This is a genomic window from Klebsiella sp. DY2415, from assembly GCF_026314315.1.
GTDB classification, from domain to species: domain Bacteria; phylum Pseudomonadota; class Gammaproteobacteria; order Enterobacterales; family Enterobacteriaceae; genus Klebsiella; species Klebsiella ornithinolytica.
The window spans coordinates 1,901,304-1,921,555 of the sequence record NZ_CP111115.1 but is presented as its reverse complement, the minus strand read 5'-3'; the positions used below and the strand labels follow the sequence as shown (position 1 = coordinate 1,921,555).

12 protein-coding genes and 1 tRNA gene are annotated in these 20,252 nt (G+C 56.6%); 4 read left to right on the top strand and 9 right to left on the bottom strand.

All coding sequences use genetic code 11. The features are described from left to right. Positions 1 to 12 precede the first annotated feature (12 nt). The 5 genes from OQV00_RS08875 to nac all read right to left on the bottom strand — a co-directional run bounded on the left by OQV00_RS08875 (position 13) and on the right by nac (position 5,568). On the bottom strand, positions 13 to 1,053 hold the full coding sequence (locus tag OQV00_RS08875; protein WP_004864381.1) for a sugar ABC transporter substrate-binding protein: 1,041 nt from the start codon (positions 1,051 to 1,053) through the stop codon (positions 13 to 15). Between the two features lie 58 nt (positions 1,054 to 1,111). Next, positions 1,112 to 2,092, bottom strand: a complete 981-nt coding sequence (locus OQV00_RS08870) for a TIM barrel protein (RefSeq protein WP_015583980.1) — start codon at positions 2,090 to 2,092, stop codon at positions 1,112 to 1,114. 450 nt (positions 2,093 to 2,542) lie between these two features. Next, positions 2,543 to 3,484, bottom strand: a complete 942-nt coding sequence (gene ldtA, locus OQV00_RS08865) for a L,D-transpeptidase (protein ID WP_162786332.1) — start codon at positions 3,482 to 3,484, stop codon at positions 2,543 to 2,545. Between the two features lie 109 nt (positions 3,485 to 3,593). Continuing rightward, the gene (cbl, locus tag OQV00_RS08860) at positions 3,594 to 4,544 is read right to left on the bottom strand and encodes an HTH-type transcriptional regulator Cbl (protein ID WP_015583978.1); all 951 of its coding nucleotides are present in this window, start codon (positions 4,542 to 4,544) and stop codon (positions 3,594 to 3,596) included. 106 nt (positions 4,545 to 4,650) lie between these two features. Then, positions 4,651 to 5,568, bottom strand: a complete 918-nt coding sequence (gene nac, locus OQV00_RS08855; protein ID WP_004864391.1) for a nitrogen assimilation transcriptional regulator NAC — start codon at positions 5,566 to 5,568, stop codon at positions 4,651 to 4,653. A gap of 185 nt (positions 5,569 to 5,753) precedes the next feature. Here nac and OQV00_RS08850 point away from each other — a divergent pair, with 185 nt between their 5' ends. Beyond that, a complete protein-coding gene (locus OQV00_RS08850; protein ID WP_255555508.1) occupies positions 5,754 to 5,876 on the top strand; it encodes a hypothetical protein in 123 nt (40 codons plus the stop codon). A 21-nt stretch (positions 5,877 to 5,897) separates the two neighbouring features. Further along, a tRNA-Asn gene (locus tag OQV00_RS08845) sits at positions 5,898 to 5,973 on the top strand. Between the two features lie 395 nt (positions 5,974 to 6,368). Here OQV00_RS08845 and ybtS read toward each other — a convergent pair. Genes ybtS through ybtP form a run of 4 tightly spaced genes read right to left on the bottom strand, consistent with a single transcriptional unit; the run spans position 6,369 to position 12,481 of the window. Next, the gene (ybtS, locus tag OQV00_RS08835) at positions 6,369 to 7,679 is read right to left on the bottom strand and encodes a yersiniabactin biosynthesis salicylate synthase Irp9/YbtS (protein WP_103072746.1); all 1,311 of its coding nucleotides are present in this window, start codon (positions 7,677 to 7,679) and stop codon (positions 6,369 to 6,371) included. A gap of 27 nt (positions 7,680 to 7,706) precedes the next feature. Then, positions 7,707 to 8,987, bottom strand: a complete 1,281-nt coding sequence (gene ybtX, locus OQV00_RS08830; protein WP_004864395.1) for a yersiniabactin-associated zinc MFS transporter YbtX — start codon at positions 8,985 to 8,987, stop codon at positions 7,707 to 7,709. Beyond that, positions 8,980 to 10,782, bottom strand: coding sequence for a yersiniabactin ABC transporter ATP-binding/permease protein YbtQ (gene ybtQ / locus OQV00_RS08825; protein ID WP_064367680.1), 1,803 nt, complete (start codon positions 10,780 to 10,782; stop codon positions 8,980 to 8,982). The genes ybtX and ybtQ overlap by 8 nt, the downstream gene beginning before the upstream one ends. After that, entirely contained in the window at positions 10,769 to 12,481 is a 1,713-nt protein-coding gene (gene ybtP / locus OQV00_RS08820; protein WP_004864400.1) for a yersiniabactin ABC transporter ATP-binding/permease protein YbtP, read from the bottom strand. Before ybtP ends, ybtQ begins: the two co-directional genes overlap by 14 nt. A gap of 455 nt (positions 12,482 to 12,936) precedes the next feature. Here ybtP and ybtA point away from each other — a divergent pair, with 455 nt between their 5' ends. Then, a complete protein-coding gene (gene ybtA / locus OQV00_RS08815; protein WP_004864402.1) occupies positions 12,937 to 13,896 on the top strand; it encodes a yersiniabactin transcriptional regulator YbtA in 960 nt (319 codons plus the stop codon). Between the two features lie 190 nt (positions 13,897 to 14,086). Next, a complete protein-coding gene (gene irp2 / locus OQV00_RS08810; RefSeq protein ID WP_266280202.1) occupies positions 14,087 to 20,194 on the top strand; it encodes a yersiniabactin non-ribosomal peptide synthetase HMWP2 in 6,108 nt (2,035 codons plus the stop codon). The last annotated feature ends 58 nt before the right edge of the window (positions 20,195 to 20,252 follow it).

Here is a 20,252-nt window from a genome sequence, read left to right as displayed (position 1 = left end):
CCTCCGCCTGGCTTACTGCTGAGCCAGCAGTTGACGCAGCTTGTCGTTATCTTTGGTTGAGAAGGCGTCCGCATTCTCTTTGGTGATTAAAGCCTGGGGCGTCGAGACCACGCGGGAGATTTTCTGACCATCAATCAGACGCAGCATAACTTCCATTGCAACTTCCCCCGTCAGCACCGGGAAGCTATCCACCGTTCCTGTCAGCTCACCGCGTTTAATCGAGGCATAAGCATCTGAAATACCATCGGTACCGAAGACGGCCACCTGCCCGGCTTTATTCAACGAACGAACCGCTTCCACGACCCCCAGCGCCATGGTGTCGTTATTCGCGTAAAAGCCAATCAGATCGGGATGCTGCTGTAAAATGGTTGAGGCGGCATTAAACGCCTGTTCGCGACTCCAGTTCGCCGGCACGCTGGCGACAATATTGAATTTGCCATTGGCCTGCAGCGTCTCTTTGAAGCCACTGGTACGCTGACCGGCAGCATAGACTCCTGGCTGGCCCTCGATCACCGCGACCTTGCCGCCCTGCGGATGATGTTCAATGAACCATTTCGCCACCCGTACACCGTTATCCTTCTGCACATTACCCACGTAATACGGAGCATTTGGCATCACGGCATCGTTAACGTTGACCACGGGAATTCTTTTACTGGTGGCACTTTCGAGAGCGGGCTCAAGGTTAATATCGGTCTGGGGTGATACCAGAAGACCATTAAACCCTTGGGAGATAAGCGTTTCCGCAATTGATAACTGGCCCAGCTGATCGTCCTCATTTGCAGCTGCCTGATAAGCCACGGTGAAACCATATTTTTTACCGACGTTTTGGTAACCTTCGCCAAGTGAACGCCAGTATTCATTGGTCAGCGTTTTTGATACGCCGCCTATTTTTAGTTTGCTGTCGACTTTCGGCATTGGACCATATTTGCTGCTGAGCTGGGTCCAGTCCGTGCGATCGGGCTCAGTATCCGATTTCAGCGGGGCTAAATCGGCGGCATAAGCCATCGAGCACAGTAAAGAAGAGGCGAGTACAGAGAGTATGAGTTTTTTCATTTTTCAGCCTTCTATTGTCACGTAGGGAACGCTTTCTTATTTTTGCTAATGCTTGCCACTATCTGGCTAGCATGATGTCATTGACGATTCGTTGAGAGGCCACCGCATCCTGACGGCTGATGGCTGAGGTCAGTTCATCATTATCATTAAGCCGGGCACACAGTTTGAGCAATCGAGTAACGGTAGCAATGTTGATTTCAGCTTCACGAACCGGATCAAGACCGCTGGCATCCGGGAAGGTGTCAAAGTAATAGGCGCCCTGATAACCATCTCTCTGCATCTGCCAGAGGAATTCCAGCGTGGCACGCGGATTTACCGACCCCACCATCAAGCCATCGTCACGTTTCCCCCAGCCATCATTGAGATCAAGCCCCAGCAGGCGTGAACGGCGAGCGACCATCGCGGCTGCGTAGGCCGGGATCTCATTAGCAAACAGCACATGAGCAAAATCGAGCGTGATACCCAGGTTCGGGCAACCCGCCTCTTCTACCGCCAGCAAACAGGTCGTGGCATTGGGGAAAATACTGTAAGCCCGCGGTTCATTCGGTTTGTATTCAATACTGATATCAACGTCCGGCGCATATTCGGCAATTTCGCGGACCGCACTCACCGCATCGTCCCAGATTTTTTTGTAATCGGCCTGGAAGCAATAGTCATAGCCATCCTGCCCCATCCAGAGCGTCATCAGGCGGGAACCAAATTCCCGTCCGGCATCAATCCCGCGTTTTGTCAGTTCAATGGCCTCGCGGCGGATCTGCGGATTAGGGTTTGTAAATGCCCCGATTTTAAATTGCGGTGCATCCCAGCGCATTTGCATTCCGTTGACCGCCAGCCCCGCATCTTCAATGGCCTGGCGCAGCGTTTGAATATCCGTCGTGATGTGTTGCGGGTAGTTCAGATCAAGGTGGGTTAACCCCTTAACCGTACCGGCACGAGCAATCATCTGCAGTACAGAGGGTTTTCCCTGAAGATCCGGCCAGTAGAGGTTAGCTCCTGAGGCAAAAGAGTTTAAACGCGTGGCAAATTTCAGTTCGGACATAAGGGTGGATCCTTCAAAACAGGTTTGTGATGTACTTTCCATCTTCACAATTATTTGTGAAGTTATATGCTAAAATACACTTCGCCACATAGTTAGCAAGAGTGACCATTTGAAAAATGGATAAAATGGGAGTCGGGTCACGAAATGAACAGGGGGGTATTCGTGGAAATGATCCCGCTAAGGCGCGAAAGAAAGTGGCTTCAAAGAGGCATGACAAATGAAGACATTCCCGGCTGACAGAGACGGGTTTCATGCTTTGGGGTGGGTATGATTGGTTGTAAAATGATCTGTATTACATTGATAAAATAGATAATTTATTGAAAATGACAGGCCAGAGCGATCTTCTGGCCCTGGCCTGTCATAAATAATACCGGAGACTAAATTTTGATCTGAAAAAACCGCAGGTCAGTGATGCCTTATGCAACAAAGGCCCCAAAAGAAGCGGGCTCGCTAGCTCCCGATATGACTTTGCGTGCCGGCCTCGCTGATATTGACCGGCATTCCGGAGCGTCGTTCGAGAGCCTGCTCCGCCCGAATCACATTGACGCCTTCCCCCTTCACAAACGCCTGGATGCCTGTGGTCGTGGGTAACGGCACTTTTCTGTCAGATTCGTATTCTGCGCGGTTACGCGATAGCGGCTCATGAACTTCCACCCAGCGGCTACCGTCCGGCTCTGCGGTAAACTTCACCGGCCGATCGATAATCTGCACGCGAGTGCCAACCGGGACGTTATCGAACAGATATTTGATATCGTCATTACGTAAGCGAATGCATCCCTGACTGACGCGCAGCCCGATACCAAAATTGGCATTGGTGCCATGAATCGCGTACAACCTGCCGATATAAATTGCGTACAGTCCCATTGGGTTATCCGGCCCCGCCGGAACGAACGCTGGCAGGCTCTCACCTCGGCGGGCATATTCACGCCGGGTATTAGCCGTTGGCGTCCAGGTCGGCGCTTCCTGCTTACGTTCTACGGTCGTCACCCAGTTGCGCGGCGTTTCGCGCCCCGCCTGGCCGATGCCAATCGGCAAAACTTCAACGGTGTTGCCTTCCGGCGGATAGTAATAGAGGCGCATTTCCGCAACGTTGATCACAATACCTTCGCGAACCGTGTCAGGTAAAATCAACTGCTGCGGGATCACCAGCGTCGTCCCCGACTTCGGGAGAAAGACATCAACGCCGGGGTTGGCCTCCAGCATGTTGCTCAGCCCCTGGCCATATTGCGCCGCAAAGGCCTCCAACGGTTGCGTATTGTTGTGCGGTACGGTAACCCGCTGCGGGCTTCCCACCAGGCGGCTTCCTTCCGGCGGCAGCGGATAACTGACGGCCAGCGCACACTGGCTTGAGAGAATAACTAAAAGAGAGCAAAACCATTTCACACGCCGCACCATTTATTTCCCTTCCTCAGTCGCGACAATCGTGAATGAATTATAGCGTTTTTCTCACCTCCTCGTGGCAGCGGACCGCTGTTCCTTTATCCGCCACCGCGATGGCATTTTAAATCTGATAATCAATGGCCGCTTCTTCCGGCTCCATTGCCTGGCGTTTAATTTCATCCAGCGACAGCCCGGCGTTGCACAGCTCGATAAACCGCCAGACGTAATTACGCTGCAGCTGCCCGCGTTTAAGCCCTAACCAGACGGTATTGGCATCGAAAAGGTGCCGGGTTTCCAGGCGGGTGAAGGTGTCTGACTCCCGGGCATCGCCCGATTGTTCCGCCACCAGCCCGACGCCGAGTCCGAGCTCAACATAGGTTTTAATGACATCGGAGTCCTGTGCGCTAAGGACAATATCCGGCATCAGCCCTTTACGGTTAAAGGCTTCATCAATACGCGAGCGCCCGGTGATGCCCTGGCGGTAGGTAATTAACGGCCAGCGGGAAATAGCTTCCAGGGTTAAAGGGGTGGTTTGCACCAGCGGGTGATCTTTCGGCACCAGCAGGCTGTGATGCCAGCGGAACCAGGGAAAAGCCACCAGCGTCGGATCGTTACTCAGACGTTCACTGGCGATACCGATATCTGCGCCACCGTTATGCAATAGCGCTTCAATCTCCTGAGGGGTACCCTGAATCAGCTCCAGCCGCACATCGGAAAAGAGCTCCCGGAAAGCTTTAATCACCGGCGGCAGGCTGTAGCGCGCCTGGGTATGAGTCGTCGCAATCGTGAGCACACCGGAGGCATCGTTGGTAAACAGGTCGGCAAGACGGCGGACATTGCTGGCTTCATTGAGAATGCGTTCGGCAATGGATAAGAGCGCTTTACCCGGCTCCGTCATCCCCAGCAGACGCTTACCGCGTCGGATGAAGATCTCGATCCCCAGCTCTTCTTCCAGTTCACGAATATGACGGCTCACGCCCGATTGCGATGTATACAGCATATTTGCGACTTCCGTCAGGTTGTAGTCCTGACGGGCAGCCTCACGAATAATTTTTAGTTGCTGGAAATTCACCCTTTCCTCCGGGCTATCAGACATAACATATGCTCTATTGTTAAAGTCTGTTGTCCTTACTAACAAATAATAAAAACCAGCAACTTATTCCTTTCGGGAATATAGATTAACTTACCAACAACAATTCACGATTCTCCAGCGAAGGACGACTCACCAGCGAAAGCAGAATCTCTTTCACCGCCTGTGCCTGCGGCGACAGGCTGCCCTTCGCCGACATGTTCAGCGATAACGACAGACTCATCGATGGGGTACTGATCCGCGCCATCCAGCCGTTTGCCGCCCCGCACAGCGATCGCGCCGCGGACTCAGGCAGCACGGTGACGCCCATTCCGCTGGCAATCGCCGCGGTTAGCGTCGTAATGGATTCGATTTCGCCGATAATTTTCGCCGACAGACGACGCAGGGTGAACGCTTCCGTCACTCGCGCACGTACTGCGCTGTAATCGCGCGGCAGGAACAGGTTCATCTCCGCCACTGCGGTCAGATCGACGCTCTGGCCCGGGCAATCGCGGGTTCCCACCAGATAAAGATCTTCTTTCAACAAAGGCTGGCTGATGATGCCAGCGACCGGCGAGCGCTCGTAGAGCACGGCCATATCCAGCTGGCCGCTGAGCAATTTGTCGTTCAGGATTGTCCCGCTACTTTCCTGCAGATAGACCATCACTTCAGGCAGCTCATTGCGGACCGTCTGCAGCAGCGGCATGGTAATGGCAGAAGCCGCGGTCCCCGGCGCAAGGCCAATCGAGACCTGGCCGCTGAGCGTATGACCCACGTTATTCACCGCCAGCTGCGCCTGCTCGCACTGACGCAGGATTGTACGCGCATGGGTGTAGAGAATCTTCCCGGCTTCGGTCGGCGTCACGCCGCGCTTTGTCCGAATCAGCAGCTGCTGGTCCAGTTCGCCTTCCAGGGTCGCCACCTGCTGGCTCAGCGCCGGTTGTGCGATGTGCAAGACTTCAGCAGCCTGAGTCAGACTGCCGATATCGACGATTTTCACAAAATACTTCAGTCGTCTTAAGTTCATTTTGCCTCCTGTAAGGAAAGCCAGTACCAACGCTGGCTATTGAGTTACAGAGGTTTTGCAATTTGCTTGCCAGTTTTTTCGCAACGGTGCAAAGGCCGCGCCAGGCGGCGTGATAAGCGATTCTGATAGCAACAGAGCATTTATTTGCCCGGTAAGCGGATTACGCTATGCTCCATTAGGGGTATATGTGCACCACAACGGTGCGCATTGATGGAAAACAGCGCAAACGCATCGCCATTGCTGAAATTGTCAGCAATCAAACAGATTCGGGTGATTCTGTCTTTGACAAGGTCATGCGCCGCCGTTAATATGCGCCCCGTTCACACGATTCCTCTGTAGTTCAGTCGGTAGAACGGCGGACTGTTAATCCGTATGTCACTGGTTCGAGTCCAGTCAGAGGAGCCATATTTAAGAAGCCCGCTTAAGGAAACTTAAGCGGGCTTTTTGCTTTGGCGTATCCTTATGAATCCTTATATCGCGTTGATTCAATAAGCTAGCGTGAAAATTTTCCCGGTGCGTTTTGATGTCATCCTCAGCATCGGAAAAATGCGTCGTCAAATCCGGACAGGTCAGTTCGACCGCCAATAAAACTCGTCATCTCATTGACCGACTGAAAGGAATTGAAGAAAAGTTCTGCGGGAAGTGGCTTCCTGCAGACGGCCGTACCACGGTAATAACAAGCGCCAGGCTATCCATCAGGGATTAATCGACAGCAACCCGGTGACCAGTCGCGATGACATCGCCCATCGGCGCCACTCTTCCGCCCTTGTCCCGGAGGGACGACCGGAACGGCTTAGCCATCACTCCGATACCATGAGATAGGGCGCAATGCTCGCTAATTTCTCCCGGGTTTCCGTCAGTTCACGTTCCGGCGTAGATTGGGCAATGATCCCTGCTCCCGCCTGTATCCAGCACCGTTGACTGTCCTGAAATACGGAACGCAGGACTAACGCCGCATCGAAGCGCGCATCTTCCAGTAGCAGGATTGCGCCGGAATAGAGCTCTCGCGGGGTCTTCTCAATTCGCATAATGGCGTTCAGAGCAGCATTTTTAGGGATACCCGAGGCGGTAATCGACGGGAACAGCACGGTAAATGCATCCCAGGCATCTTTGTTTTCCGCAAGCTGACCGCTCACGCCAGAGCCCAGATGCTGAACGCTGCCACGCTTGCGGACCGACATTAAATCTTCAACCACCACGCTGCCCGGCCGGCAAACCACCGCCAGTTCAGCAAGCGCTTCTTTGACAGAAAGGATATGCTCAAGCACCTCTTTACTGTCGTGCAGCAGCTCTGCCTCTTTCGCCTTATTTTGCTCCGGGCTTCCCATGCGATCGCGGGTGCCCGCAAGCGGTTCAGTGACCACTTTATTGCCCGTTACCGACATCACCAGCTCCGGGCTAAACCCTAGCGCTTCGCGTCCTTGCTGGCGGAACATAAACGACCGCGTGGGCGTGTTTGCCTGCCGCCCGTATAACAGGGTGGCGGGCATATCAATCCGCGATGGCAGCGGAATGGCGCGCGAGATAATCACTTTGACATATTCGCCCCGGCTGATCTCCGCAACGGCGCGCGCCACCTGTTGTTTATACACCTCACCATTGAGGGCGGTATCCACAGCCATGGAGTCCCCTCGCGTGGTTGTACTGGCCTCTTTTACCCACTCGCACAGACGTCGACATCCCTCAGCGGAGTCCGTATAAACGGTGACATTTCCCTTTTCAAACACAAGCTCTTCCCGGGGAACGGTTAATGTCAGCAGCGGCCACTCGCCGGCGTCGAAGGCAATCCCCCGCGCATGCGCCGCAAAGTTGAACCCAACCTGCCCATATACCCGACGCCCTTGCACCTGCGGATGCGCCATAAAACGACGCGCGCAGTCGACAATGGAATCCACCGCCCATTTTTGCTCCCCGGCATCATCAATGAATGTCGCCTGCGTTCCGTCGGCATTAATGTGCAACCGTGCCAGGCATCCTTTACCTAAATACCAACAGGGTTGACGCTCGTAGACATAGCACTCTTCATCTCCGAACTGGCGTAAGACGCCAGAAATCGTCGGCAGCCATTGTTCCTCTGGTAGCGCCAGGTGTAAAAATTCACTGATTTTCATCCCTTACCTCTCTGTGTTATTCCCGGTTCAATCAATTGAGCTGGTCATCAGTTTGTTTGCCGAATGCAGCCGGATATGGGCAACCCACGCCGCCAGTAACGTGAATATCCCGGCAAACAGGAAGCAGGCCGCATAGCCAAAATGTTGGGCCACAATGCCGCCGACAACGCCAGCCAGAATGGCGATTGCCGCGTCAGTACATTGAAAGAGGGTGAAGTCGACGCCGGCCTGTAAGGGTGATGAAAGCGACATCAGCGTGGCATAAAGACAGACCAGCGCGCAGGCCAGCGAAATGGACTGGATAATGACCAGACACTGGAGAACGGGCAGCAGCAGATGACCCGGCGCCATCATCAGCGTCACCACCACCGCCAGCAGTGCGATCCCCTGGACGCCATAAGCCGTCAACAGCGCTCTGCCGGGTGAGGTGTACTTCATCAGTAATCCGCCGGCCAGCGTTCCTGCTATGCCCGCCGCAATATTACCGCCGCTAAACAGCGCACCCAGCGCTGACATACTCAGCCCATGATCCAACAACAGCGGCGCCAGAAGAGGCAGCACAAACCGCATACCGGAATTCAGCATCAATACCAGCAGTAAGCCCAGACGCGCCTGTCTTCGCCTTAGCGCATAACCTAACGCCGGAACATGCGGGACCGTCACCGTTCGCGTCGGCTCCGTAATGCGCCACAGCGGGAGTGACAACACCATAATCAGCAGCGCCATGATCAGCATGGCGACAGGCCAGCCGGATGCCGCCGACAGCATCAGGAACACCCCGCCACCGCACATCATCCCCAGATAGCTACCGCCAACCTGCACGCTGTTTCCCCAGCCATAACCCGCGCGGGTCAGCTGATCGACGCAAAAACCGTCGCTGGCGATATCAATGGTGGAGGCGACCGTGCCTGCCACCATGAACAGAACAAATAACGCCACGATTTGCGTATCGGGAAATCCCCCTTCTCGCCCGAACCAGCCGATCGCTGCGGCCATCATCAGGAGCGCCGCTAACGCGACCTGACCACGCAGGATTAACATGCGGGAACGGCGCTCCGGGCTATCGGGCGGGAGCCGCCAGCGCTCGATCCACGGCGCCCAAATAAACTTCAGCGCCCAGGGCAACATAAACAGCGTTGTCGCCCCAGCAAGTGCCAGCGATCCGCCGGCAGCGCGCACCAGCGCGGGTAAGGACTGCATAGACAGCGCCGATACCAGACTCTGCGTCACATAAACGCCGGCAATAGCAAAAATCACCCGCCCGGTTGTTAACGTCAGCGGTTTCACATTCGACTGAAGGTCACTCATGAGCCCATTCTCCAGGCGCAGAAGCCCCTTCGTCGCGCCACGCGCGCGCGGCCATTTGCGCTTGCCACAGCGCCTGATAACGTCCTGGACGGGAGAGCAATTGCGCGTGAGTGCCCTGCTCAACCACGCGCCCCTCTTCCATCACCAGGATGTTTCCCGCTCCGGCGATGGTTGATAAACGGTGGGCGATAATAATCACCGTCCGATTGTGAACCAGGTTATCGATAGCTTTCTGTACCGCCAGTTCGCTTTCAATATCCAGTGCGGCGGTCGGTTCATCAAGAATGACGACCGGCGCATTTTTCAATAACGCTCGGGCAATGGAAATCCGCTGGCGCTCGCCGCCCGATAACTGCCCACCCATCTCACCCATTGGCGTCAACCAGCCTTGCGGAAGACGGGAAATAAACTCAAGGCACTGCGCCGCGCGGGCGGCTTCCTCCACCTCCTGCTGCGTCGCCTGTGGGCGCGCGATACGGATATTCGCCAGCAGCGTGTCATCAAACAGCCAGACATCCTGGAAAACAACAGAAATCAGGCTATTGAGCTGTTCTGGCCTCAGGCGGCGAATATCGACGCCGCCAATAGAAATCTGTCCTTGCTGCGGATCGGCGTAGCGCATTAACAGTTTTGTGACCGTGGTTTTGCCTGCCCCAGAGGCGCCCACCAGCGCGCTCATACTGGCTGCGGGGAACGTCAAAGAAACGTTATTGAGTGCCTGCCCGTCGCCTTCTTCGTAGCGATAGCTGACATGATCAAAACGGATATCGTAACGTTCCGGCAGCTCGCTTTGTTCTGTGACGGCAAGCGGCGCAATCGCCATAAACTGCTCAATCCGCTGGAGGGCGCTGGCGATCAGTTCCACGACCGAGGTGTAGCTGATAAACATCGCCATCGGTTCTGCGAAGCGCATAATCATCGCGACGGCGGCAATCAGGAAGGCGAGGTTCAGGGTCCCCGTCACCACCCAGACGATCCCGGATAACACCACCACCTGCAGACCCAGCTCTACGACGCTGGCGATCAACATCGTCGCGCCAGCGCTTTGACGGTGAGTGCGGGTCTGTAAGTTTTCCAGCGCATCGAAATGCGCCAGCAGCGCCCGGCTTTTATCGGCATCGCTACCGCAGGTACGCAATACCATCATCCCCTGAGCAAATTCAACGATATCACCGCTCAGCTGCTGATGCGCTTTCCCCAGCATCTGCATCTGTCGCCGCATCGCTGGACGGCGCCAGTAATAAAACGGCACCAGCAGAGGGAAGACCAGTAGCATCACCAGCCCCAGTCGCCAGTCTATCCACAAAGTCGCCAGCGACGCCGTCAATGGCGTAACAAGGGTGAGTAACAAAATATTGGCTATCGCAATAACATAATTAAGGTTTTCATCCACGCTGCCCAGCAGCAAAGCGTTCATTTCCCCTGCCCGTCCGCGCTGGAGTTTCTCCAGCGGCACGCGGCGTAATTGCTCGCCCAGGCGCAGACGTAACTCATGGGTAGCCTGCGCCAGATGGCCGCGGTATTCAAAGCCCAGGCCATACCAACGTAGCGCCAGCGTCACAATCGCGGCAACGCTGAAGGCCACTGCCCAGTTGAGAAGTGACGATGCATCCCCCCGTAACAGCGCATCAATGATCGGATAAAGACAGGCAAAGGCGATCCCCTGCATGAATGCCGCCAGCAATAGCGCCAGCATACTGCGCCGCAGCATCCCGGCCTGGCTGCCAACGCTGGAGATAAGCTGACGCCAGATGACGCGCCAGGCCAGGTTATCCGCAGGATTATTGTCTTCCATTTTCCACTCCCTCTTCCTGTACGCCACCCGGTACCCAACGCTGCGCCTGCTGATAGTGTTGCCAGAGCCGTTGATACAAGCCGCCCTGTTCCAGAAGTTGCGCATGGTTGCCCATTTCCCTGAGCCGACCGTCGGAAAACAGCAATATCACATCAGCCTGAGTCACCATTGAGAGGCGATGCGCGACCATGATGACCGTCCGGCCGCGCATCGCCGCCGCCAGCGCCTTGATAAGCGCGGCTTCGTTTTCCGGGTCAGCAAACGCCGTCGCCTCATCGAGCACCAGGATGGGGCGGTCCTGCAAAAGCGCCCGGGCGATGGTGATGCGCTGTCGCTGACCGCCGGAGAGAAATACCCCGCGTTCCCCGACTCGCGTGTTGTACCCCTCTGGCAGTGCGCTAATAAATTCATGGGCCTGCGCCACCCTGGCCGCCGCGACTACCGCCTCCAGCGGCGTATCCGGCGCGCCCAGACGAATGTTATTGGCGATTGTGTCGGCAAAAAGGAAGTTATCCTGAAACACAAAAGAGAGTTGCTTCATCAAGGTGTTCGTCTGCATATCGCGAAGATCCACGCCGCCAATACGGATGTGGCCTTTGTCGGGATCGGCGTAACGCAGCAGCAAGCGTGCCACGGTGCTTTTCCCGGCGCCGCTTGGCCCGACCAGCGCCACAATTTGCCCGGCAGGTACATGAAAGCTCACCTCCTGCAACGCGGCATCAGCCCGCGCTTGCGGATAATGGAAGCTCACCTGCTCAAAGGTAATACTCGCCTCTTTCGGCTGTTGGTCAGATAGCGGCAGCGATAACTCCGGCATTGCGAGAACCTGATAAATACGCTGAATGCTTAAACGCGTTTGCGCGACCAGGTTATTGAGCATCATCATTGGCATCACGGCTTCGGCCATTCCGCTGCCGAGCAGTAAAACGGCCACCCACGCGATAAAGTCGAAACCGCCATAGTGCAACAGGCCGTATCCCGACCAGATCAGGACAAATAAGGTCGGGAGAGGATTCAGAATCGAGAATGAAAAACGTGCTGAAAAACCGGCTTTGCGATACCAGGTTTTGAGCACGCCAACCCACTCTTCAAGGGCATGTTGGTAGCGCAAAAAACTGCTGCTGCCGCTGTCAAACGTTCTCACTACGGGCATGGCCTGCACGAACTCAATAACCGCCGCGCTGACTTGCTCGCGCGCCTGATGATAACGCTGGGCCAAATCTTCCGAACGCTGGCGGGCGAGCACGAGAACAACCGAGCCAAACGCCAGTACCCCCAGCGTCGCGATAGCCAGTCGCCAATCCAGCCAGAACAAGATAACGATAGTCGCCAGCGGCATGATGACCGCGCGGGCGTAGAGCGGCGTGCTGTCAGCCACAAAAATATGTAACGACTTCACATCATCCAGCATCACTTTCGCCACTGATCCGCTGCCCATTTGCTGTAACGCGCCAGGCGAAAGCTGCAATGCTTTACGGGCTAACCTGCTGCGCAGAATGTTCTCCAGATGAAAAGCCGCGTAATGAGAGATATTGAATGCCTGCAGGCGCAGGACAAAAGTCAATACCACGCAGCTAATCAGGCCACTCAGCGGCCAGGCAGGAATCGCGTCAGGCGTCGCGCGGATGTCGCGCAGACTCCACGCCAGAAAAAGGAGCGCTCCCAGGCTGGTTAATGCCGCCAGCCCCGCCAGCGCCATCGCTAAAATAACCTTCCGGCGAACCGGTGTAATCACCTGCCAGAGCGGAAATCGGGATAGCGATTCAGTATTTGATGATTGAGATGACATGGGAATGGCTGAATTTCCTGATGAATTTTTACGCACACCAAAAACGACAATTCAGAGTGGCGTTCTGATAATTAATGTGAATAATAACCATTATCAATTACTCATCTACCCCATTCGGTTCTATTTTTACCCTAAATAGTTCGAGTTGCAGGAAGGCGGCAAGCGAGGGAATCCCAGAAATTTATAGCAATCATTGACGGGGGGGCGGGACAAATCTGTCTGGAACAGAGTTGAATGCCGTGTCGCGGCGGCCCGCCAGGGTAAAGCTCATGAATGAGCCGAGTAACCCAATCAACGCACATGCAGCTTGAAGTATGACGGGTATATACCCGCATTGGACTAAGCCACAGGGAGATAACCAGGTCATGACGGAGTCACCACAAACGCAATCTGAAATCTCTATTCATCAGTTGGTAGCCGGGAAACCCGTAAAGGATGGCAATATTCCTGCCCAGTGTGAACTGCTACGCTGTTCGTTGCAGGAAGGGATGGATATTTTGCTCTGGAGGGGGAATTTTGCGCGGCCTGAGACGTTGCAGCTACATGACGATCTGGGCAGGATTAACTTCTCGTGCATTCTGGAAGGCACATCTCACTTTGCTATCCAGGGACTCAGACGCCATACCGACTGGGAGCTTGCGCGTAATCGCCATTACATTACCCATACGCCCGGCTGCCGCGGCAGCGCCTCCTATTGTGGCCGCTTCGAGAGCATTACGCTCTCCTTCAGCCCTGAAACCCTCGCGCTGTGGGTGCCGGATATTAGCGCGGTCATTAAGAAGAAGATCGACTCCCACTGCTGCTGTCAGCAGCAGCGTTGTAATGCTGAAACCCACTTAACGGCTCAAGCCTTGCGTCACGCGCTGATGCGGATGCACAGCGGCTTCAGTCATGAGCAAAAGCCATCGACGCTTTGGCTACAGGGACAAAGTCTGGTGATGCTCAGTCTGGTGCTGGATGAACATCGCGAAGACACCGGTTGCCTCTCCTGCCACTTCAACCCAATGGAACGCCAGAAACTGCTGCGGGCGAAGGATCTGCTGCTGGCAGACCTGACGCAAGCACCGGGCGTCGCAGAGCTGGCCAGAGAGTCCGGTCTGAGCGTGCTCAAAATTAAGCGGGGGTTCCGCGTTCTGTTCAACAACAGCGTCTATGGTCTGTTTCAGGCAGAACGCATGCAGGAAGCCAGAAGACGCCTGGCCAATGGCAATACCTCGGTCATGACGGTGGCAGCCGATCTGGGCTATGCCAACGCCAGCCATTTCTCTGCCGCCTTCCAGAAACAGTTTGGTGTTACCCCTTCGACCTTTAAACGCGTGATGTAATCGGGGTTGTCTCCTCATCAATTCCTCCCTGACAGAGGCCCGGATATCCCATCCGGGCCTCTGCGCTTTCTGCCTGCCGCCAACCCGAAACGGGCATAAATAAACCCGTTTCGGGTAGCACTCAATTGTTAATAATTATTATTCTCATGTAGACAATGCTTTTTGGTAAGACGTGCCATCAGGAGGAAGAATGATTTCTGGCGCACCCTCTCAGGATTCGCTGTTACCGGGCAACCGCCACACGGCTGATTACCAACAATTACGCGAGCGGCTCATGCAGGAGCTGAATTTAACGCCGCAGCAGTTACATGAAGAGAGCAATCTGATCCAGGCAGGCCTGGATTCAATCAGGTTGATGAGATGGTTACACTGGTTCCGTAAAAAAGGCTATCGCCTTACCCTTCGCGAACTGTATGCCGCCCCCACGCTGGCCGCATGGCGCCAGTTGATGCGCAGCCGTAGTGTTGAAAAACCGGACGACGAAACACCGCCGGACGAAACCGCCTGGCCGAAAATGGCTGAAAGTACCCCCTTCCCTCTGACGCCGGTACAGCACGCCTACCTGACGGGCCGTATGCCGGGACAGACGCTTGGCGGCGTGGGGTGCCACCTGTATCAGGAGTTTGCAGGCCATTGTCTGACGGCGTCGCAGCTGGAGCAGGCCATCACGACCTTGCTGCAACGCCACCCGATGCTGCATATCGCCTTTCGCCCCGACGGGCAGCAGGTCTGGTTGCCGCAACCTTACTGGAACGGCGTCACCCTTCATGATTTACGCCATAATGATGCTGAAAGCCGCGAGGCCTATCTGCAAGCGCTGCGCCAGCGCCTGAGCCACCGTCTTTTACGCGTGGAGATCGGCGAAACGTTTGATTTTCAGCTAACGCTCTTACCGGACAATCGCCACCGCCTCCATGTCAATATTGACCTGTTGATTATGGATGCCTCCAGCTTTACGCTTTTCTTCGATGAACTCAACGCACTGCTGGCCGGAGAATCGCTATCGGCTATCGACACCGGCTATGATTTCCGCTCGTATTTACTGCACCAGCAGAAGATTAATCAACCGCTGAGAGACGAAGCGCGCGCCTACTGGCTGGCGAAAGCACCGACGCTTCCTCCCGCGCCTGTCTTGCCGCTGGCCTGCGAACCCGCCACGCTACGTGAAGTCCGTAATACCCGGCGCCGCATGATTGTCCCGGCAACACGTTGGCACGTCTTTAGCCAACGGGCTGGCGAATATGGCGTCACGCCGACAATGGCACTGGCGACCTGTTTTTCCGCCGTTCTGGCTCGCTGGGGCGGCCTGACGCGTCTGCTGCTTAACATCACTTTATTCGACCGCCAGCCGCTGCACCCGGCGGTTGACGCAATGCTTGCCGACTTCACCAATATTCTTTTGCTGGATACCGCCTGCGACGGCGATACCGTCAGCAACCTGGCGCGGAAAAACCAGCTGACGTTTACTGAAGACTGGGAGCATCGCCACTGGTCCGGCGTCGAACTGCTCCGTGAACTCAAACGCCAGCAGCGCTACCCCCACGGCGCCCCGGTGGTATTTACCAGCAATCTGGGGCGTTCCCTCTACAGCAGTCGCGCAGAGTCACCGTTGGGCGAGCCTGAATGGGGCATCTCGCAAACGCCGCAGGTCTGGATAGATCATCTGGCGTTCGAGCATCAAGGCGAGGTCTGGCTGCAATGGGACAGCAACGACGCGCTGTTCCCTCCGGCCTTAGTCGAGACGTTGTTCGACGCCTACTGCCAGCTGATTAACCAACTCTGCGATGACGAAACCGCCTGGCAAAAGCCGTTCGCCGATATGATGCCCGCCAGCCAGCGCGCGATACGCGAACGGGCCAACGCCACCGACGGCCCCATTCCCAAAGGCTTGCTGCATGAAGGCATTTTCCGTATCGCTCTGCAACAGCCGCAGGCGCTGGCGGTGACGGACATGCGTTATCAGTGGAGTTATCGTGAGCTGACAGACTACGCCCACCGTTGCGCGGGCAGGTTAATTGAGTGCGGGGTTCAGCCCGGCGACAATGTGGCTATCACGATGTCGAAAGGCGCGGGACAACTTGTTGCCGTTCTGGCCGTCCTGCTGGCCGGCGCGGTTTACGTTCCGGTTTCGCTGGACCAGCCCGCCGCCCGGCGCGAGAAAATCTACGCTGACGCCAGCGTCCGGCTGGTGCTCATTTGCCAGCACGACGCCGGCGTCTGGTCAGACGCGATACCCGTCCTTGCCTGGCAGCAGGCCATTGAGGCGAAGCCGATCGCCAACCCGGTGGCACGCGCCTCCACGCAACCGGCCTACATTATCTACACCTCCGGTTCTACCGGCACGCCGAAAGGCGTAGTCATTTCGCACCGGGGAGCGCTCAACACCTGTTACGACATCAATAGCCGCTATCAGGTTGGCCCCGGAGACAGGATGCTGGCGCTGTCCGCCCTGCATTTTGACTTATCGGTTTACGACATTTTTGGCGTGCTGAGCGCCGGCGGCGCGCTGGTTATGGTGATGGAAAATCAACGGCGCGATCCTCACGCATGGTGTGAGCTGATCCAACGCCATCATGTCACGCTCTGGAACAGCGTCCCGGCGCTGTTCGATATGCTGCTGACCTGGTGTGAAGGTTTCGCCGACGCCACGCCGGAAAATCTGCGCGCGGTGATGCTTTCCGGCGACTGGATCGGTCTTGCGCTCCCCGCCCGTTATCGGGCCTTCCGGCCGCAAGGACAATTTATCGCCATGGGCGGCGCCACCGAGGCGTCGATCTGGTCTAACGTCTGCGAGGTTAAGCAGGTCCCTGACCACTGGCGTGCCATCCCTTACGGTTTTCCTCTAACCAACCAACGCTACCGGGTGGTGGATGAACAGAACCGGGACTGCCCTGACTGGGTGTCAGGCGAATTATGGATTGGCGGCATCGGGGTCGCGGAAGGCTATTTCAACGATCCCCTGCGCAGCGAGCAGCAATTTTTGACGCTCTCCGGCGAGCGCTGGTATCGCACCGGCGATCTCGGCTGCTACTGGCCAGACGGCACAGTAGAGTTCCTCGGTCGTCGTGACAAGCAGGTCAAAGTCGGAGGATATCGCATCGAGCTGGGCGAAATAGAAAACGCGCTCAGCCAGCTGACGGGCGTGAAACAATCAACCGTGGTGGCGGTTGGCGAAAAAGAAAAGACGCTGGTGGCATATGTTGTTCCTCAAGGCGAGGATTTTTGCGTTACCCATCATCGAGACCCGGCACTACCGCAGGCATGGCACGCGCTTGCGGGCGCATTGCCCTGCTGCACGCTCTCGCCAGAGATATCCGCCGAACAGGTCGCCGATTTCCTTCAGCATCGGCTGTTAAAACTGAAGCCGGGTCAAACCCCTGGCGCCGATCCGCTCTCCCTGATGAACACACTCGCTATCCAGCCACGCTGGCAGGCCGTGGTGGAGCGCTGGTTAGCATTTCTCGTCACGCAACAGCGCCTGAAGCCCGTAGCTGAAGGGTATCAAGTCTGCGCTCATGAAGAACGCGAGGATGAACACCCGCATTTCAGCGGGCATGATGTCACCTTAGCGCAAATTCTTCGCGGCGCCCGCGACGAACTGTCATTACTGAACGATGCCCGGTGGTCGCCGGAAAATCTGGCCTTCGACCATCCGGCCAGCGCCTGGTATATTCAGGAACTGGCGACAATTTGCCAACGGCTTGCGTCACGTTTACAGCGCCCGGTACGCCTGCTTGAGGTGGGAACCCGCACTGGCCGCGCCGCAGAATCGCTGTTAACACAGCTTAATGCTGAACAGATTGAGTATGTCGGGCTTGAGCATAGCCAGGAGATGCTGCTGAACGCCCGGCAGAGGCTTTCTCCCTGGTCCGACGCCCGGCTGCTCCCCTGGCATGCAGACACGCTGGCGGCGCACGCCCACTCGGCGGACATTATCTGGCTTAACAACGCTCTGCATCGTCTGTTGCCAGAAGACCCCGCTCTCCTGGCAACATTACAACAGCTTGCCGCCCCCGGCGCACTGCTCTACGTGATGGAGTTTCGTCAGTTAACGCCGTCTGCCCTGCTCAGCACGCTCCTGTTAACCGATGGGCAGCCGGAGGCTTTGCTCCATAACAGCGCAGACTGGGCGGCATTATTTACCGCCGCCGCCTTCAACTGCCAGCATGGCGATGAGGTCGCGGGGTTACAACGCTTCCTCGTACAATGTCCTGATAGCCAGGTGCGTCGCGATCCTCGTAAACTTCAGGCCGCCCTCGCCGAACGCTTGCCGGGGTGGATGGTGCCGCAACGAATGGTCTTCCTCGATGCCCTACCGCTGACGGCTAACGGGAAAATTGACTATCAGGCGCTGAAGCAGCGTCATACCCCGGAAGCGGAAAACCGGGCCGAGGCGGATTTACCTCGGGGCGACATTGAAAAACAGGTTGCCACCCTCTGGCAACAACTCTTATCGACGGGCCCCGTCACCAGAGAGACCGACTTCTTCCAACAAGGCGGCGATAGTTTGCTGGCTACCCGTCTGACCGGGCAACTCCGTCAGGCAGGTTACGAAGCGCAATTAAGCGACCTGTTTAATCAGCCCCGGCTGGCAGATTTTGCCGCCACGCTGCGTAAAATCGACGTTCCTGTCGAACAACAATTTGTCCACTCCCCTGAAGAACGCTACCAGCCCTTTGCGCTTACCGACGTGCAGCAGGCTTACCTGGTGGGGCGTCAGCCGGGCTTTGCCCTGGGCGGCGTCGGCTCTCACTTCTTTGTTGAATTTGAAATTGCCGAACTGGACATCACCCGGCTGGAGACGGTCTGGAACCGATTAATCGCCCGCCACGATATGCTGCGCGCCGTTGTGCGTGATGGTCAACAGCAGGTTCTCGCACAGACGCCCCCTTGGGTGATACCCACGCACACCTTCCATACGCCTGAAGAGGCGTTGCGGGTACGGGAAAAACTGGCGCATCAGGTACTCAATCCCGAAGTCTGGCCGGTATTCGATCTCCAGGCCGGATTTGTGGACGGGATGCCCGCCCGCCTGTGGCTGTGTCTGGATAATCTGCTGCTGGACGGGCTGAGCATGCAGATCCTGTTGGCGGAGCTGGAACACGGCTATCGCTATCCGCAACAGCTCCCTCCGCCGCTTCCCGTCACCTTCAGGGACTATCTACAGCAATCCTCGCTCCAGTCGCCCAATGCAGACTCTCTGGCCTGGTGGCAGGCGCGACTTGATGATATTCCGCCAGCGCCTGCGTTGCCGCTGCGCTGCTTGCCTCAGGAGGTTGAGGCGCCGCGCTTCGCTCGCCTGAACGGTGCAATGGACAGTGCGCGCTGGCGTCGTCTGAAAAAACGGGCGGCTGACGCACGCCTCACCCCATCGGCCGTGCTGTTGTCCGTATGGTCGACGGTTCTCTCTGCATGGAGTGCGCAGCCTGACTTCACGCTTAACCTTACGCTTTTCGACAGACGGCCACTGCACCCGCAAATCAACCAGATCCTCGGCGATTTCACCTCGCTGATGCTGCTGAGCTGGCATCCCGGCGAGAGCTGGTTGCACAGCGCGCAGTTACTGCAGCAGCGACTGAGCCAAAACCTCAGCCACCGCGATGTGTCGGCAATCCGCGTGATGCGTCAACTGGCGCAGCGGCAAAACGTGCCCGCCGTTTCGATGCCCGTCGTCTTTACCAGCGCGCTGGGCTTTGAACAGGATAACTTCCTTGCCCGGCGCAATCTGCTCAAGCCGGTCTGGGGCATTTCCCAGACGCCGCAGGTCTGGCTCGATCACCAGGTTTATGAGTCCGAAGGCGAACTGCGCTTCAACTGGGATTTTGTCGCTGCCCTGTTTCCTTCGGGCCAGGTGGAACGCCAGTTTGAACAGTATTGCGCATTGCTCAACCGAATGGCCGAGGATGAAAGCGCCTGGCAACGGCCGCTCGCCGCGCTGGTGCCCCCCGCTGAGCACGCGGGGCAACGCGCAGAGCGCCCACAGCGCGTATGCCCTGAGCACGCTCAGCCACACGGTGCGGCGGACGAACGCACGGTCAGCCTGATTTGCGACGCCTTCCGCGAAGTGGCTGGCGTGCCAGTCACCCCAGCTGAAAACTTCTTTGAGGCGGGCGCAACGTCGCTGAATCTGGTGCAACTGCACGTTTTATTACAGCGTCACGAATTTTCCACCCTGACGTTGCTGGATCTCTTCACCCACCCTTCTCCTGCCGCCCTGGCTGATTATCTGACCGGCATCGCCTCGGTGGAGAAAACCCAACGCCCTCGCCCTGTTCGCCGTCGTCAGCGACGGATATAGCGCGAAGCAAACTGATTTTCCCCGGAACGCTATTGTGCATGCATGGCGTTCCATTGAC